The following is a 15,105-nucleotide window of genomic DNA, read 5'->3' on the forward strand; positions in this document are numbered from 1 at the left end:
GGTGGGTTTGCGTCCGTTCGGGGCGCGGGCTGTCAGGATGAACCGTTCAAAAAACGCCCATTCCTCGTCCGACATCAAGTCTCGTGCCAAGCTGGTCTCCATCGCAGATACCAGATTGAATCATGCCTGCAGCCCCATGTGAATCCCTTTTGTCAACACGACCTAGAATAGCCATTTTGCAAGCATAAGACGTCTATCGGGCGGAGACGCCCGATTTTCTTGCTTTTAGCCTCTGAAGCACGATGCCCGAGGTTCGACTCTGTCCTAAGGGATATGGTGCGGTAGGAGTGCCGTCCAAAACCGAGTTCGAAGAAATTCTTGTCTGGTTTGGAACTCTCCAGAGCTGGGGGGGGGCAAGCCCATTGCTCCTCGACGGAAGTGATGCTGTTGACGCCTGACAGGTGGGTTGTCCGGAACAGTGCGGCTTCCATGAGATCAACGTGTTGAATGGTGCGTTCGTGTCTGTTGGCCAGGGCGATAGGTTGTCTCAGAGGGCAAGTAGCCGAACCGTCCGAGGTCTTCCATCAACGGTTCCAGCGCCTCGCATCGGTGCATTTCCAAGCGGATTAGAAGATCGCGTTCCGGCTCGGTCAATAAGCGGCTTTCCGGGAAGCGCCCAGCGGCGAAGGCATGCTCCGTGAGTAGCCTTTGCCCCAGTGCGTGGATCGTACCCATATAGGCGCGGTCGATTTCCATCGCATCGTGCAGCCGACCTCGCCCCATCAACTCGTTTCGTACTCGGTCTCGCATTTCGGCGGCAGCTGCTTCAGCGAAGGTCACGGCACGGATCCGCCCCGGCGCGACCTCGCCGCTTTCGACCCAAGCTCCAAGCGTTTCCTGGATGTGATGGGTCTTGCCTGCACCGGCTCCGGCGGGAACGAGGGACAGCTGTGTCATTGGGCGTCCTCCTCAGTGGCGGCGTTGGGTAGGCCGAACGTCGCCACCAGCGGGTTGTCCAGAGCATAGAGCTTTTTGATTCCGCGTTCCTTGTCGAAGGTCTTTGGGTCGCTCGAATGATTCAGACGGATCGTGCCGGCACCGACTTCGGCCAGGGCTTCTGCAAGGTGTCCCATCGCGTTTATCGAAGCATCATCACCCACAGCTTCAACCCGTGGTAAGTTGCCGCCATCTGCGTCTGACAGGACGGTCCCGTCGCGCAGCATATGGTAGGCGGTAACAACCTGCGCGCCATCAGCCACAAGCCGGGTCAGTGCGGTGTCTTCCGTAGGGCGTTCGAGCATAGCGCGGTAACCGGAAGCTGGAACCTGTCGTTCGTGGCGCAATGCAACAATGACGGTTATGATCGAAAATTCGGAGCCCATTCAAGGAGCGACGTAACTGAGGAAGTCAGGGATGGAACCTTCTCACGATCCGGCTTCACATGGGATGATGAGGACGACCGCTACATCTGTCCGGGCGGCAAAGAGATGCGGCACACCTGGCGGACCTATTCCGATCCAAAGCGAAATGCGCCAAGTTGGCGTGCCCGCAAGTACCGAGCATTGAAGTCCGATTGCACGGGATGTGCGTTGAAGGCCAAATGCTGCCCGAAATCGGAAACCCGCGCCATCCATCGCGAGAAATACGAGATCGTCCGCGACTTCGCGCGCCAATGCACGGCTTCTGAGTTCAATCCAACGGCTCAGAGGCGGCGCAAGAAAGCCGAGAGGCTCTTCGCCCACCTAAAACGCATCCTCGGGCTGGGGCGCCTCCGATTACGTGGCCCGTGTGGCGTTCAGGACGAATTTACCCTCGCAGCTACCGCCCGGAACCTCAGAAAACTGGCCAAGCTCAAGCCTATGCTGCCCGCCGCAAGATGAAAGCAGGATAAGGCCAGTGCATCCAAAAGAAATCAAAGCGATAGTTTAGACAGACGCGCCGAAACCAAAGGCTTTTTCAACGGAATCAGCGCGAAGCAGTCGTTCGCTGCAGTCTCTTGCGAGTCCTTGAGGCAGGACAAAAGCCGACATTCAGAACCAGCGCCCGGACAGTTGCTCCTTAGGAGAAGGCTACCTGAGCAGTTCAACGCAGCTAACTGATCGACGCCCATGGAGGTTCAAGCGGAAATTCTTTGACGCGGAGAACTCCTGTTAGGCTGCTAACTGGCTTAATTGCCAGTCTTTGCCTGGAAAGCCTCCGTATAATTTGGGAACAGCGTTTGCAGGAATGTCAGAGTCTGCTCAAGTGCCGCCTCACGCGTGTAAATGTGCGGAAACAAGTGCAGTTTCTGCCAGTAACCATCGGTCAGCGTATCAATCCAGCCGCCAGTCAGGCGCGCCTTTTCAGGATCTTCCGGCGCCAGCTGCAGGCAGATCTCGCTAAGGATTTTAGATCTCTTATCTTCAAACTCGCCAGTGATCTTGGCATACTGCGGGACAAAATTCTGCTCCCCGAAGAAGGCAAACCAGATGGCAAGCGCGCTGGGGTTGCAGATCTTCGGGCTGAAATCCGCCTCGATGATCGTGCGCAGCCGGGTCGCGGGTGCAGCATCGGCCTTGTCCAGCGCAGCCTGCCAGTGGGCCTCGTAGGTCTGGTACTGATCCCGCAACGCTTCGGTCAGAATGCCGGTCTTGGACTTGAAGTAGAAGACGGCAACACCTTGGGACAGCCCGGCCTCATTGGCCACCGTCGCCAGCGTCGTTTTGGCAAGCCCGTTGGCTACAACCGACTTCAGAGTCGCATCGAGAATCTGCCGCCGCCGCATATCGGCGTTTTCCTTGCGTTCCTTGCGCGGCTTCCTGCCGCTGCCCTGCGATGCCACCATGAGAAATCCAGATTTCAATTTTGTTCCTTGTTCCACAATTCTCTGCATCTGTCAGCTCGATTATTTTTATTTGAGCGCTCAAAAAAACTTTACCGCGAAAATCTTCTCCACTAGGCTCCGGTGAACGACAGCCGGATCAGGAGAGATTCATGGGGCAGCACGACAGATATGACGCCATCGTGGCGGGGGCCGGCCACAACGGGCTGACCGCGGCCTGCTACCTGGCCAAGGCCGGGCTGAAGGTTCTGGTGGTGGAAAAGAACGATTGGATCGGCGGCGCAGCGGTGAGCCGGTCACTGCACGAGGGCTGGACCTATTCCAACTGCTCTTATGTCTGCTCGCTGTTGCGCCGCGAGATTGTGCGCGACCTGGAACTGCCGAAATACGGGCTGCAGGTGATCCCCTATGAGGGCGGTGCAAGTTTCAGCCGCGACGGTGATTATTTTGCCTATATGTCGGACCATGACGCGCTGCGCCGGGAAATCTCCCGCCACAGCGCGCATGATGCGGATGCCTATGACCGCTTCAGCCAGACTGTGATCCGCCAGTGCCGCTTCATCCGGCCGTTCCTGCTGCGCAACGCGCCGGATCCGACTTCGCTGAAACCGCGGGACATCGGCGAGCTGTTGTTCCTGATCAAACAGGCGCACGGGCTGGGCAAGAAGGAGCTGGGCGAGACGCTGCGTTTCTGGTCAATGTCGATCGGCGACTTCCTGGATGAGCATTTCGAAAACGATCTGATCAAGGCGCATATCGCCGGGGCAGGGATCATCGGCACCGGGCTGGGCGTCTATTCACCCGGCACGGCCTATGTGCTGCTGCACCACTACATGGGTGATGTAGATGGCGCGATCGGGGCCTGGGGCTTTGCCCGCGGCGGCATGGGGGCGATCTCCAATGCGCTGGGTGCCTGTTTCGAGGAGGCAGGCGGCACCATCGTCACCGGCTCGGGAGTTGATCGTTTTCTGGTGAGCAACGGCAAGGTCACCGGTGTGGCGCTGGACAACGGTGATGAATACCACGCGCCAATCGTGGCCTCCAACATGGATGTGAAACGCACCTTTCTGGAGCATACCGGCCAGCAGCATCTGCCCGGCGATTTCGTGAAGGCAGTCAAGCGGTTCAAGATCCGCGGCTCCTCGGGCAAACTGAACATCGCGCTGGATGCGCTGCCCGAGTTCCCGGCCGCCCCCAAGGGCGCCCCCTTCCTGCGCGGCGATCTGCACTGCGCCGAAAGCTTGAACGAGCTGGAGCGCGCCTATGACGACTGGAAGGAGGGGCGCTGGTCGCAAAACCCCTATTTCGACATGCTGATCCCCAGCCAGATCGACCCGACGATGGCGCCGCCGGGCAAGCACATGATGACCGTTTTCGTGCAGTATGCCCCTTATGACCTGGAAGTAGGCGGCGTGCGCGCCGGCTCCAACTGGAACGGCCAAACCCGCGGTGCCTTTGCCGATTGCGTCTTTGACAAGCTGGAACAGGCCTGCCCCGACATCCGCAGCAAGACCCTGCACGCGGAGATCCGCACCCCTTGGGATATTGAGCAGGAGGTCGGTCTGACCGAAGGCAACATCTTCCAGGGCGAGCTGACCTTCGACCAGCTGCTCTTCAACCGCCCGGTGCCGGGGTACGCGCAATACGACACGCCAATCGATGGCATGTATATCGTCGGCTCCTCAGCCCATCCGGGCGGCGGTGTGATGGCGGCGCCGGGCGCCAATGCCGCCAAGGAAATCCTGCGCAACATCGGCAAGGGCCGCGCAGTGACCGGTTACGCGGCGTGAGGAGCAAACAATGAATACACCAAACTACGACGCAATTGTCATTGGTGCCGGCCACAACGGGCTGGCCGCGGCTGCAACGCTGGCCCGCAAGGGCAAATCCGTCTGCGTGATCGAAAAGAACGCAACCGCCGGCGGCATGGCCCGCAATACCACGCTGGCAGGCGGGGTGCAGGCGCCCGAAATTGCGCATCTGCTCTACAACCTGCATCCCAAGGTGAAGAAGGAGCTGGGCCTGGGGACCGCGCGCGCGCCTCTGGACGTGCGCGAGCTTCCCGCTGTTTCACTGTCCCAGGATGGGAACCATGCCGTGATCCGCGGCGGCAAGGCAGAACTGGCCGATGGGCGGCCCCACCCGGAAGCCACGCTTTTTGCGGAGCTGATGCGCCGCCTGACGCTGTTTGCGGATTTGCTCGGCCAGCTTTCCACAAAATCCCCACCCTCGCTTGAGGGCGGCCTGGCCAGCCTCAATACACTCACGGAACTTGCCGGGCTGGCCAAGCTGGGGCTGGACCTGAAGCGGATGGGCAAGAAGGACATGCGTGAGTTTCTCCGCGTCCTGCTGTCCAACGCTTATGACCTGCTTCTTGACGATCTTGAGGACGGGCCGCTGGCCGGTGCGCTGGCGGCAGACGCGGTGCGCGGCGCCTTTGCCGGACCACGCTCGCCCGGGACGGTTTTCTCGCTGATGTACCGGCTGGGGCAGGGCGGCGGAGCGCAGCTGCCGATGGGCGGCATGGGCGCGGTTACAGCGGCGTTTGAAACCGCAGCCCGTGCTGCCGGGGCCGAAATCCGCACCGGCACCGGTGTGGCCCGGGTGCTGGCCGAAAACGACTGCGCGGCAGGCGTGGTACTGGAGGACGGCACTGAAATCTCCGCCCGGGCGGTTCTGAGCAACACCGGACCGATGCCAGCGATGATGCTGGCGGGGGCGGAGCATTACGACGTGGAAGCGGTGCGGCGGATGCGCAACCAGCGCTGCAAGGGCACCGCGGCCAAGGTCAACCTGGTTCTGAGCGGCGCGCCAAAGTTCAGGGATCTCAGCCCGGAACTCACCGCAGGGCGGCTGCTGATCGCCCCCAGCGCCATCTATGTGGAGCGCGCATTCAACCCGGCGAAATACGGGGAAATACCGGAAAACCCGGTGATCGAGGCTGTCCTTCCCAGCCTGACCGACCCGGCGCTGGCCAATGACGGGCAGCATGTGCTGTCTGCTGTGGTCAGCTCCGTTCCCTACGGGCTGGAGGGCGGCTGGGACGAGGCTGCCCGGGAAAATCTGGCAGCCGTCACAATTGCCACGCTGGAAAAATACGCCCCCGGCATCGGCGCGCTGGTCTCGGACTGCCAAGTGCTCAGCCCCGCCTGTATCGAGGAACGCATGGGCGCGCCGGGGGGGCATTGGCACCATGCCGAGATGGGCATCGACCAGATCCTCACGGTCCGGCCTGCCAATGGCATGGCGCATTACCGCTTCGGGCCGGCGGGCTATTACCTCTGCGGCGCAGGTGCCCACCCGGGCGGAGATGTGACCGGGCTGGCCGGCCGCAACAGCGCCTTGCAGCTATTGAAAGACGGGGTGATCTGATGACCAAACATGTACCCATCGGCCTGATCGAAACTCCGTTCCAGCCGCGGCTTGAGGCGCTCAGCACGGCCAAGAGCTGGACCAATTGGGCGGGCTATGTCTCGCCTGCGATGCTGGACACGGTGGAGTTCGAATACTTCGCCATCCGCAACCAGTGCACCCTGTTCGACATCTCTCCGATGCACAAATACCGCATCACCGGGCGGGACGCCTTGAAAGTGGTGAACCGGCTGGTCACCCGCAATGCCGCCAAGCTGCGCGACGGGCGGGTCGGCTATGTCCTGTGGTGCGACGAGGAGGGGATGGTGATCGACGACGGCACCCTGTTCCGCTTCTCCGAGACGGATTTCCGCCTGTGCTGCCAGGAGCCGATGTACACGTGGCTGCTGGACACGGCCTGGGGTTTTGACGCAACGATCACCGACGAAAGCCAGGAGATCGCCGCGCTGTCGCTGCAGGGGCCAACTTCGTTCTCGCTGCTGCAGGGCGCGGGCCTCAGCGCCGTCGCGGAAATGAAACCCTTCGATTGGTGCGAGATCGAGCCGGATCTGTGGATTTCCCGCACCGGGTTCACCGGCGATCTCGGCTATGAGCTCTGGGTGCCTAACGATAAGGCGCTGGAGCTGTGGGACCGGCTGTGGTCCGCAGGCGGCCATTGGGGCCTGCGGGCAATCGGGTTCGAGGCGCTCAACATCTGCCGGATCGAAGCCGGGTTCATTGCCGCAGGCTTTGACTTCCAGCCTGTGCATATGGCGATGCGCCTGGGCCGTGGCCGCAGCCCGCTGGAGCTGGGCTTCAGCAAGATGGTGGATTTCACCAAGGGCCATTTCAACGGCCGCCGCGCCCTGCTGAAGCAGCAGGAAAACGGCCTGCGCTACCACCTGTGCAAAATCGACATTGGCGGTTTCAAACCTGCTGACGGCGCGCTGATCTACCACAAGAAGAAGAAAGAGGTGGGCCATGTGACCTCTGGCGTCTGGTCTCCCACCACCAAGCGCAACATCGCGCTGGCTGAGTTCAAGGCACCCTTTGGCGAGGGCATCACTGATGACCTCTGGGCCGAAGTTTACGTCAACGAAGAGGGGCAGTGGGACAGGCGCCTGGTGCCGGTCACCATCGAACACAAGCCCTTTTTCATCAACAGCCGCGCGCGGGCAACCCCGCCGCGGCCGTTCTAACCCGTATCAGGTACCCCCATGACCAAGATGACTCCGAATACATTCGCAAACGAACCCAGCGCGGACACCCTGCACGAATGGGACCGCACCCATCAGCTGCACCCCTGGATGGCAATGGACGACTGGCGCGGCTATGACAACATGCTGATGGAGACCGCAGACGGCATCCATCTGTGGGATGCCTCCGGCAAGCGCTATATCGACGGGCCGGGCGGCATGTGGTGCACCCAGATCGGCTATGGCCGCCAGGACATGGCCGATGCCATTGCCGCACAGGTGATGAAGCTGCCCTATACGTCGCCCTTCACCAACACCACCGAGCCTTCGGCGGTGCTGGCCAGGAAAATCGCCGAGATGGCCCCTGGGGATCTGAATAACGTCTTTTTCACCACCGGCGGCTCCACCGCGGTGGATACCGCGCTGCGCACCATGCAGTACATGAACAACCGCCGCGGGCTGCCGCAGAAGAAAAAGATCATCGCCCGCGAAAAGGGCTATCACGGCTCCACCTATCTGGCCCATTCGGTGACCGGCAAGGAGCGTGACCAGAGCCATTTCGATTTTGAAACCCAGCTGGTGCATTTCCTGCCTGATGTGAACCCCTACCGCCGCCCTGCAGGCATGAGCGTCGAGGATTGGTGCAATGCCAAGGTTGCGGACCTTGAGACGGCCATTGCAGAGATCGGCGCGGACTGCATCGGTGCCTTTATTGCTGAGCCGATCCTGTCCTCCGGCGGCGTCATCGTGCCCGCGCCCGGCTACCACAAACGGACGTGGGAGCTGTGCCGTGCCAATGACATCCTCTATATCTCTGACGAGGTTGTGACGGGCTTTGGCCGCCTGGGCCATTGGTTCGCCTCCGAAGAGGTCTTTGGCATCCAGCCCGACATGATCACCTGCGCGAAGGGGCTGACCTCCGGCTATCTGCCGCTTGGCGCCTGCATCATCTCCGACCGGGTGATGGAGCAGATGAGCCATCTGGGCGCGCCGTCCTCCTACACCAATGGATACACCTATTCGGGTCATCCGGTGTCCTGCGTTGCGGCGCTGAAAAACATCGAGATCATCGAGCGCGAAGGCATTCTGGAGCATGTCCGTGCCGTCACCCCGCATTTCCAGGCCCGCCTGCGCGATCTGATGAAGTTCGAGATCGTCGGCGATGCCCGCGGCGAGGGGCTGTTGGGCTGTATCGAATGCCAGGCCGGGGATCTGGAGGCCGAGCGTAAGCTGGGGTCGATGATTGATGCCGCCTGCGAGGAGATGGGCCTGATCGTCCGCCCGCTGATCAACATGGCGGTGTTCTCGCCGCCGCTGATCATCACTTTGGAACAGATCGACGAAATGTTCGACATCCTGGAACGTGCCATCCAGCAGGTGGAAGCGCAGCTGGCAGCGTGAAGCTGGAGGGGGTGGCACCGGCTCCCGTCACCCTTCCCCAAACTGGCGGGCGCAAACGGTGGTCCCCGGCGCCCGCTTTTTTTTGTTCTTGAACCTGTATTACCGGCATGCCCGCCGGGCACCTGAGAGCTTTTGTGCCTGTACAGGAAGCATTGCGCCTCCCTCTTTCTCCCGGAAAATAGACGACCTGCATTCCCGTGGGAATGCAAGTCGCGGATGTTTTCTTACACTGTATGCTCGCGCCGGCCGTACTTCTTGGCCAGATCGACCTCCTGCCCCAGATCCATCGCCGCGCGGTAGCCGCTTTGGACGGCGGCGGCGATAATGTGCGGGGCTTCGGCGTCGCCGATGCGGGTCACGGATTTGATTCCAGCGTCCTGCAGACCGTCTCCCAATGCCTTCAGCCCGTCATAAAGCCCCAGCACCGGCAGGCGGCGGGTGAGGGGAATGATCGCATCGCAGGCGAGCGTGCTGCGGGCGTCTGAGAACATGCAGGACAGCACCGCCTCGCCCTTCTGTACAGCAATCAGCATCCGGTTGGGCACAACCGTGACACCCGCCTCGACCAGGGCGGCGTTGGACTGGTAGACCTCCGTCGTCCACTGGCCCCAATCGCAAGGGCGGCCAGCGGGTGTTACCAGAGTGACCCGGTGCCCGTCTTTGCGCAGCTGCAGTGCCAGGACCGAACCAAGATAGTAGTGATCGTCGTCATAAATCACCACGTGATCCGCGTTGAGCGCTTCGCCGTTCAGCACCGTTTCTGCTGAGACGATCATGCCGGGCGCTTCTTCTTCCAGCCCGGTGTCGGAATGGCGCCCGATGGTGTCCGTGGCCCAGACTGCCCCGGTGGCGGCAATGACGTGAGAGACGCCAAGGTCAAACACATCGGAGGCATCCAGCGGGCTTTCCGGATAGACCTCCACATTGGCCAGCTTTTCGATCTGCCCGACCCGCCAGTCACGCACGCGGGCCCATTCGCTCATCCCCGGCAGGCGGGATTCACGGGTGACCCGGCCGCCCAGGGACCGGCTTGCTTCGGCCAGCATCACCGAATGGCCGCGCTCGCCCAGGACCCGGGCGGCCTCCAGCCCGGCAGGGCCGGCCCCCACAACCAGCACCTTCTCGGGCGTGTCGCTGCGCCCGGCTTTTTCCGGATGCCAGCCTTGGCGCCACTCCTCGCCCATGGTCGGGTTCTGGGTGCAGCGAAGCGGCACCCCCAGCGAGTCATGCGCGTAGCAGATGTTGCAGCCGATGCACTCGCGGATGTCCTCGCTGCGCCCCTCTTCGATCTTCTTGGGCAGAAACGGGTCGGCAATCGATGGCCGGGCCGCGCCGATCAGATCCTGCCCGCCATGGCGGATCACCTGCGCCATGGTGTCGGGGGAGGTGTACCGCCCGACCGCCACGACAGGTTTCGAAGCCAGCGCTTTCGCCTGCGCGATACTGTCAGTGAAGGAGGCTTCTTTGACAAACCGGCTGGCCCCCATCTCCACGCCGTAATCGGGGACCACGAGATCCCACAGGTCCGGCAGGTCCGCCAGCATGGCAAAGGCATCATAGCTCTCGGCATCCCCCAACCCGACGCTGAAGCGTGTAGCGACAGCGCATTTGTGGCCAACTGCCTCCTTGGTTTCCTCGATCAGCTCGCGCACCAACCGCACCCGGTTCTCCAGGCTGCCGCCGTATTCATCGCTGCGGGTGTTGTTCACCGGGTCGAGGAATTCCGACAGCAGGTAGCCGTGGGTGGCATACACGTAGACGATATCAAACCCGGCCGCGACTGCCCGCAGCGCGGCATCGCGGTGCCATTTGCGGATGTTCCGGATATCCTCGCGGTCGATCTTGCGCGCCTGTCCTGGGTGCAGAACGGTGGAATCCGTCTGCGGGCGGTTCCGCATTCCCAGGGGCGCAAGCCGGGTGCCGAAATTGGTCACCATGCCGCCGCCGATCCACAGCTCCACCCCGGCCAGTGCGCCATGTTCATGCACCGCTTCGGTCATCAGCCGGTTGGCGCGGATGTCATCGTCATCCCAAAGTGCTGCATAGGGGTAATAGTCATTGTCCGACGTCGGGTGGATCGAGCAGAACTCGGTGTTCACCACCCCCCAGCCGCCTTCTGCCTTCATCCCCCGCATCGCCGCCACGGTGCGCGGGCGGCGCCAGCCCATGCCGGCGCAATGCGGCACCTGGTAAAACCGGTTCTTCGTCTCCACAGGCCCGATCTTCAGCGGCTGGAACAGGATGTCATGGCGGGGATCGCGCATCGGGGTTTACCTTTCGGCAGGCATGTTTCAGTTCACAATTTAATTGAGCGCTCAAATAAATCTTGTGTCAAGCCGATTTCCCTCCTAACCTTTTCCTTATCACGGCCAAGCCCGTGCCTGAGAGGGCAAAAGACGGGAAAACAGGGTCGCGGCAACAGGGAGACTTTCATGAAATTTTTGAAAACAGCCACTGCGCTAGGCACGGTTCTTTCGCTACAGGCAGGCGCGGGCCTGGCCGCAGACGCGGAGCTGACCGTTTTCGACTGGGCAGGTTACGAGGATCCAGGATTCTTCTCCGCCTACATTGAGGAGCACGGCGACAGCCCGACCTTTGCGTTCTTCGGCGACGAAGAAGAGGCTTTCCAGAAACTGCGTTCAGGGTTTCGCGCCGATGTTGCGCATCCCTGCTCGCAATCGGTACCGAAATGGATCGAGGCCGGATTGCTCGCACCGCTCGACACCTCGCGGATCGACCGCTGGGACGAGCTTGAACCAAGCTTCCGCGACATCAAGGCCTATACCAAAGACGGGCAGAGCTACTTTATCCCGGCGGACTGGGGCAACACCGCGATCACTTATCACACAGCGCATCTGAACGACGCAGACGTTGCGTCCCTGCAGGCTTTTGCGGACCCCAAGCACCAGGGGCGGATCTCGATCGGGGACAATGTGGACGACGCCTATGCGCTGGGTTTTTTGGCCACAGGTGTCACTGATTGGACAAATGCCACGGATGCCCAATTCCAGGCCGCGTCTGATTTCTTGCGCACCGCACACCAGAACGTGCGCACCTACTGGTCCGATGGCGCGTCGCTGGCGCAGCTGATGCAAAGCGGCGAAGTCTACCTGGCCTGGGCCTGGAACGAGACCTATTCGACGATGAACTACGAAGGCCACCCGATCGCAATCAAGCGCGACACGGCAGAAGGCGCGTCCAGCTGGGTTTGCGGCTATGCAAAGCTCGCCAATGCGCCGGGGTCCGAGGACAAGTTCTACGATTTCATCAACGCCTGGCTGGAGCCGCAGACTGCAAACCACCTGGTGTCCGCCTGGGGTTATGGCCACGGCAATGCCAAGGCGATGGCGGATATGAACACCGAAGATCTGGCGGCGGTCGGGCTTGAAAGCAGCGACGCGCTGCGCGCCAAAACCCTGTGGCAGGCCCCGGTGCCTTCGGCGCTGCGCGAGAAGATGATCGCCGAATTCGAACTGATCAAAGCCGGGTTCTGATCTCCGGCATCGCTTTCCAGAATCAGAACGCCCCGCCAATCGGCGGGGCGTTTTCTTGTTGGCCGCAGCGGCTTTGGCCGGGCAGGGGCGGCGGCCTCCCCTTATTGGAACAGCACGATGGAGTCCGCGCCCCAGCCCACCGGAACCTCGCTGCCAGGCGGCGCGATGGACCGGCCTGCGGTGTTGCGCATCGAGATGGTCACATCTTCGGGGTGGCCGGGCAGACGCACGCTGTAATAGGTCATGTCGCCGTAATAGGCAGTGCTGGTTACCTCGCCTTTTGCAACGTGTTCAGTCTGCTCGCTGCCGTCAAAGAGTATAGTCAGCATTTCAGGCCGGATGCCAATCGAATCCAGGTTCCGCAAGTCCAGCCCTTCAGGGATCTGAGCCGTCGGCAGCTCGATACTGCCAAGTGCCGGGATGTCGAGCGCCAGATGGCCGTTCATGCCACCGGTGGCGCGGGCGTCGAGGAAATTCATCACCCCGATGAAGGACGCCACGCGCTTGTCCACCGGACGGCGGTACAGTTCCTCAGGGGAAGCGAGCTGTGCGATCCGGCCGTCGAACATCACCGCGATCCGGTCGGACATGGTCAGCGCTTCCTCCTGATCGTGGGTCACCAGGATGAAGGTGATGCCAAGCTTCTGCTGCAGCTGCCGCAGCTCCACCTGCATCTGGTCGCGCAGCTTCTTGTCGAGCGCTGACAGCGGCTCGTCCAGCAGCACCACCTTCGGCTTCATCACCAGCGCCCGGGCCAGCGCAACCCGCTGGCGCTGGCCGCCCGACAGCTCATGCGCGGCGCGGGCGCCCAAGCCGCCCAGATCCACCATTTGCAGCGCTTGCTCCACTTCGCGGGCGATTTCGGCCTTGGGCATCTTGCGGGTTTTCAACCCGTAGCCGACGTTCTCTGCCACACTGAGATGGGGAAAGATCGCGTAGGATTGAAACACCATATTTGTGGGCCGCCGGTTGGCGGGGACGCCTGCCATGTCCTGGCCAGCGATCACGATGGTGCCATCGGTCGGCGCCTCGAACCCGGCGATCATCCGCAGCAGGGTTGTCTTGCCGCAGCCCGAGGGGCCCAGCAGCGAAAAGAATTCGCCCTCGTTGATGGTTGCTTCGATGCCTTTCAACGCCTGAAAGGTTCCAAAATTCTTGGTGACGCCGGCAAGGTCGATGATGGGCTTAGGGGATGCGGTATCCATGTCAGGCAAATCCTCCGGTGGCTGAAGCTTCGAGACCCTGTTTCCTGGCGGCGCGGCGGCGGAACCACTCGGCAAGGATCAGGAGCAGGACGGACAGAACCAGCAGGATAGTCCCCAGCGCCATCACCGATGGCAGTTTGGCAGGGAAGCGCAGCTGGCTCCAGATGTAGACAGGCAGAGTAACCTCGGTGCCGGTCAGGAAAAACGCGATGATGAACTCGTCCAGCGAAATGGTGAAGGTGATCAGCAGGCTGGACACCACACCCGGCATGACCAGGGGAAGGACCACGCGGCGGAAGGTACCCCAGCGGCTTTCGCCGAGATCGTGGGAGGCTTCCTCAAGGCTTTGGTCCAGACCCTGAAAGGCAGAATTGAGGATGGCGATGGCGAAAGGCGTGCAGATCAGGACATGTCCCAGAACCACGGTTGCCAGCGACAGCGGCATACCCAGCTGCATCAGCAGTACCAGCAAGGCTACTGCCACGATGATTTCCGGCAGCACCAGCGGCAGCATGATAAAGCTCATGATACCGCGTTTGGCCGGGAACCGGTAACGCGCCGCCGCCCGCGCCGCGCAGGCGCCGAGGATGGTGCTCAGCACCGCCGAAGTGAGGCCGACTACCAGCGAGTTCCGCACCGCGCCGTGCAGGGCCTCAGTCTGCCACAGCACGTCGAACCATTGGGTGGTGAAGCCACTCAGCGGAAAGGAGATGATGGTGGCATCGTTGAAGGCAAACATCGGTAGCAGGATCACCGGTGCATAGAGAAACACCATGTATGCGACGGCGTAGAGGGCCAGCCATCTGGCCGAAAGACCTTTCAGGGCGGATTTCATTGCACTTTGCCTCCAAACCGTTTGCCAAGAAGGAAAATCACTGCGCTGATGCAGGCTACGATCAGCATCGAAGTGATCGCCAGCGCAGCCCCCAGAGGCGCATTGTTTGCCTTGCCGAACTGTATCTGGATCATGTTGGCGATCATCAGCCCGTCAGTGCCGCCAACAAGTTTCGGGGTGATGAAATCGCCGATAGTCGGGATCAGCACGATCAAAGTGGACGCGACGACACCGGGCATAGCCAGCGGCAGGGTGATCCGGAAGAACCGCCGCACCGGCCCGTCACCCAGATCCTCAGCGGCTTCCAGCAGTGAACGGTCGATTTTCTCCAGCGCCACGAAAATCGGCAGGATCGCAAAAGGCGCCCAGGCATGGGCCAGGGTCAGCACCACCGCATTGGCATTGTACAGCAGGAAAGTCAGCGGCTCGTCGATGATGCCCAACCCGGTGAAGGCGGTGTTCAGCACGCCGTTGTAGCCCAGGATGACTTTCCACAGAAACACCCGCAGAAGGTAGCTGGTCCAAAAAGGTACGGTGATCAGGAACAGCCACAGCGCTTTGCGCTGCTTGACGTGAAAGGACAGATAATAAGCGATCGGAAACGCCAGCCCCACGGTCACTGCCGTGACAATGAGCGAGATTTTCAATGAGCGCAGAAGCAAGGCGCGGTAGATCGGTTTGCTCCAGGCCTCGCGGTAGTTGTCCAGCGTGAGCGTGGTGTCGAGATCCAGATAGTTCTGGGTCCAGAAACTGAACGTCAGCACCATCACCAGCGGTGCCGCCAGCATCAGCAGCGAATAGAGCAATGTCGGGCTGATTAATGCGAGGCCCTGGCGCCTCTCTCCAGTTAACATTCCTGGCT

Annotated in this window: 13 protein-coding genes and 1 pseudogene; 6 read left to right on the forward strand and 8 right to left on the reverse strand. The window is 61.4% G+C overall.

Features of this window, described 5'->3' with window-relative positions:
- From A2I95_RS10195 to A2I95_RS10205, 3 genes and pseudogenes are all read right to left on the reverse strand, one after another.
- Positions 1-102: pseudogene (locus A2I95_RS10195) on the reverse strand (IS5/IS1182 family transposase); the annotation flags it as partial.
- A gap of 333 nt (positions 103-435) precedes the next feature.
- Entirely contained in the window at positions 436-897 is a 462-nt protein-coding gene (locus A2I95_RS10200) for a UvrD-helicase domain-containing protein (protein WP_291729658.1), read from the reverse strand.
- On the reverse strand, positions 894-1,241 hold the full coding sequence (locus tag A2I95_RS10205; protein WP_291729659.1) for a hypothetical protein: 348 nt from the start codon (positions 1,239-1,241) through the stop codon (positions 894-896). Before A2I95_RS10205 ends, A2I95_RS10200 begins: the two co-directional genes overlap by 4 nt.
- 33 nt (positions 1,242-1,274) lie before the next feature.
- Between A2I95_RS10205 and A2I95_RS10210 the strand changes: the two genes are divergently transcribed.
- On the forward strand, positions 1,275-1,820 hold the full coding sequence (locus A2I95_RS10210) for a transposase (protein WP_291729660.1): 546 nt from the start codon (positions 1,275-1,277) through the stop codon (positions 1,818-1,820).
- Between the two features lie 287 nt (positions 1,821-2,107).
- Here the strand turns inward: A2I95_RS10210 and A2I95_RS10215 are convergent, their stop codons facing one another.
- Positions 2,108-2,764, reverse strand: coding sequence for a TetR family transcriptional regulator C-terminal domain-containing protein (locus A2I95_RS10215; protein ID WP_291729661.1), 657 nt, complete (start codon positions 2,762-2,764; stop codon positions 2,108-2,110).
- Positions 2,765-2,913: 149 nt separating this feature from the next.
- Between A2I95_RS10215 and A2I95_RS10220 the strand changes: the two genes are divergently transcribed.
- Genes A2I95_RS10220 through A2I95_RS10235 form a run of 4 tightly spaced genes read left to right on the forward strand, consistent with a single transcriptional unit; the run spans position 2,914 to position 8,709 of the window.
- On the forward strand, positions 2,914-4,551 hold the full coding sequence (locus A2I95_RS10220; protein WP_291729662.1) for an NAD(P)/FAD-dependent oxidoreductase: 1,638 nt from the start codon (positions 2,914-2,916) through the stop codon (positions 4,549-4,551).
- A gap of 10 nt (positions 4,552-4,561) precedes the next feature.
- Positions 4,562-6,133, forward strand: a complete 1,572-nt coding sequence (locus A2I95_RS10225; protein ID WP_291729663.1) for an NAD(P)/FAD-dependent oxidoreductase — start codon at positions 4,562-4,564, stop codon at positions 6,131-6,133.
- The gene (locus tag A2I95_RS10230; RefSeq protein ID WP_291729664.1) at positions 6,133-7,311 is read left to right on the forward strand and encodes an aminomethyltransferase family protein; all 1,179 of its coding nucleotides are present in this window, start codon (positions 6,133-6,135) and stop codon (positions 7,309-7,311) included. Before A2I95_RS10225 ends, A2I95_RS10230 begins: the two co-directional genes overlap by 1 nt.
- An 18-nt stretch (positions 7,312-7,329) precedes the next feature.
- A complete protein-coding gene (locus A2I95_RS10235; protein WP_291729665.1) occupies positions 7,330-8,709 on the forward strand; it encodes an aminotransferase in 1,380 nt (459 codons plus the stop codon).
- 224 nt (positions 8,710-8,933) lie between these two features.
- On the opposite strand, the gene A2I95_RS10240 is transcribed toward A2I95_RS10235, so the two are convergent.
- Positions 8,934-10,973 carry an NAD(P)-binding protein gene (locus A2I95_RS10240; protein WP_291729666.1) on the reverse strand — a complete coding sequence of 680 codons (2,040 nt, stop codon included), beginning with the start codon at positions 10,971-10,973 and terminating at the stop codon, positions 8,934-8,936.
- Positions 10,974-11,141: 168 nt separating this feature from the next.
- On the opposite strand from A2I95_RS10240, the gene A2I95_RS10245 reads away from it, so the two are divergent.
- Positions 11,142-12,203, forward strand: a complete 1,062-nt coding sequence (locus A2I95_RS10245) for an extracellular solute-binding protein (protein ID WP_291729667.1) — start codon at positions 11,142-11,144, stop codon at positions 12,201-12,203.
- 101 nt (positions 12,204-12,304) lie between these two features.
- On the opposite strand, the gene A2I95_RS10250 is transcribed toward A2I95_RS10245, so the two are convergent.
- Genes A2I95_RS10250 through A2I95_RS10260 form a run of 3 tightly spaced genes read right to left on the reverse strand, consistent with a single transcriptional unit; the run spans position 12,305 to position 15,097 of the window.
- Positions 12,305-13,408, reverse strand: coding sequence for an ABC transporter ATP-binding protein (locus tag A2I95_RS10250; RefSeq protein WP_291729668.1), 1,104 nt, complete (start codon positions 13,406-13,408; stop codon positions 12,305-12,307).
- 1 nt (position 13,409) lies between these two features.
- Positions 13,410-14,243: an ABC transporter permease gene (locus A2I95_RS10255; RefSeq protein WP_291729669.1), complete on the reverse strand. Its 834-nt coding sequence runs from the start codon at positions 14,241-14,243 to the stop codon at positions 13,410-13,412.
- A complete protein-coding gene (locus A2I95_RS10260; protein ID WP_291729670.1) occupies positions 14,240-15,097 on the reverse strand; it encodes an ABC transporter permease in 858 nt (285 codons plus the stop codon). Before A2I95_RS10260 ends, A2I95_RS10255 begins: the two co-directional genes overlap by 4 nt.
- Positions 15,098-15,105 lie beyond the last annotated feature (8 nt).

The organism is Leisingera sp. F5 (genome assembly GCF_001593695.1).

Excerpts from the sequence above, each read along its gene's own strand:
- A2I95_RS10215 (WP_291729661.1), bottom strand. The coding sequence starts at position 2,764 with ATGGTGGCATCGCAGGGCAGCGGCAGGAAGCCGCGCAAGGAACGCAAG.
- A2I95_RS10240 (WP_291729666.1), bottom strand. The coding sequence starts at position 10,973 with ATGCGCGATCCCCGCCATGACATCCTGTTCCAGCCGCTGAAGATCGGG.
- A2I95_RS10255 (WP_291729669.1), bottom strand. The coding sequence starts at position 14,243 with ATGAAATCCGCCCTGAAAGGTCTTTCGGCCAGATGGCTGGCCCTCTAC.
- A2I95_RS10225 (WP_291729663.1), top strand. The coding sequence starts at position 4,562 with ATGAATACACCAAACTACGACGCAATTGTCATTGGTGCCGGCCACAAC.
- A2I95_RS10250 (WP_291729668.1), bottom strand. The coding sequence starts at position 13,408 with ATGGATACCGCATCCCCTAAGCCCATCATCGACCTTGCCGGCGTCACC.
- A2I95_RS10260 (WP_291729670.1), bottom strand. The coding sequence starts at position 15,097 with ATGTTAACTGGAGAGAGGCGCCAGGGCCTCGCATTAATCAGCCCGACA.
- A2I95_RS10245 (WP_291729667.1), top strand. The coding sequence starts at position 11,142 with ATGAAATTTTTGAAAACAGCCACTGCGCTAGGCACGGTTCTTTCGCTA.
- A2I95_RS10205 (WP_291729659.1), bottom strand. The coding sequence starts at position 1,241 with ATGCTCGAACGCCCTACGGAAGACACCGCACTGACCCGGCTTGTGGCT.
- A2I95_RS10230 (WP_291729664.1), top strand. The coding sequence starts at position 6,133 with ATGACCAAACATGTACCCATCGGCCTGATCGAAACTCCGTTCCAGCCG.
- A2I95_RS10220 (WP_291729662.1), top strand. The coding sequence starts at position 2,914 with ATGGGGCAGCACGACAGATATGACGCCATCGTGGCGGGGGCCGGCCAC.
- A2I95_RS10200 (WP_291729658.1), bottom strand. The coding sequence starts at position 897 with ATGACACAGCTGTCCCTCGTTCCCGCCGGAGCCGGTGCAGGCAAGACC.
- A2I95_RS10235 (WP_291729665.1), top strand. The coding sequence starts at position 7,330 with ATGACCAAGATGACTCCGAATACATTCGCAAACGAACCCAGCGCGGAC.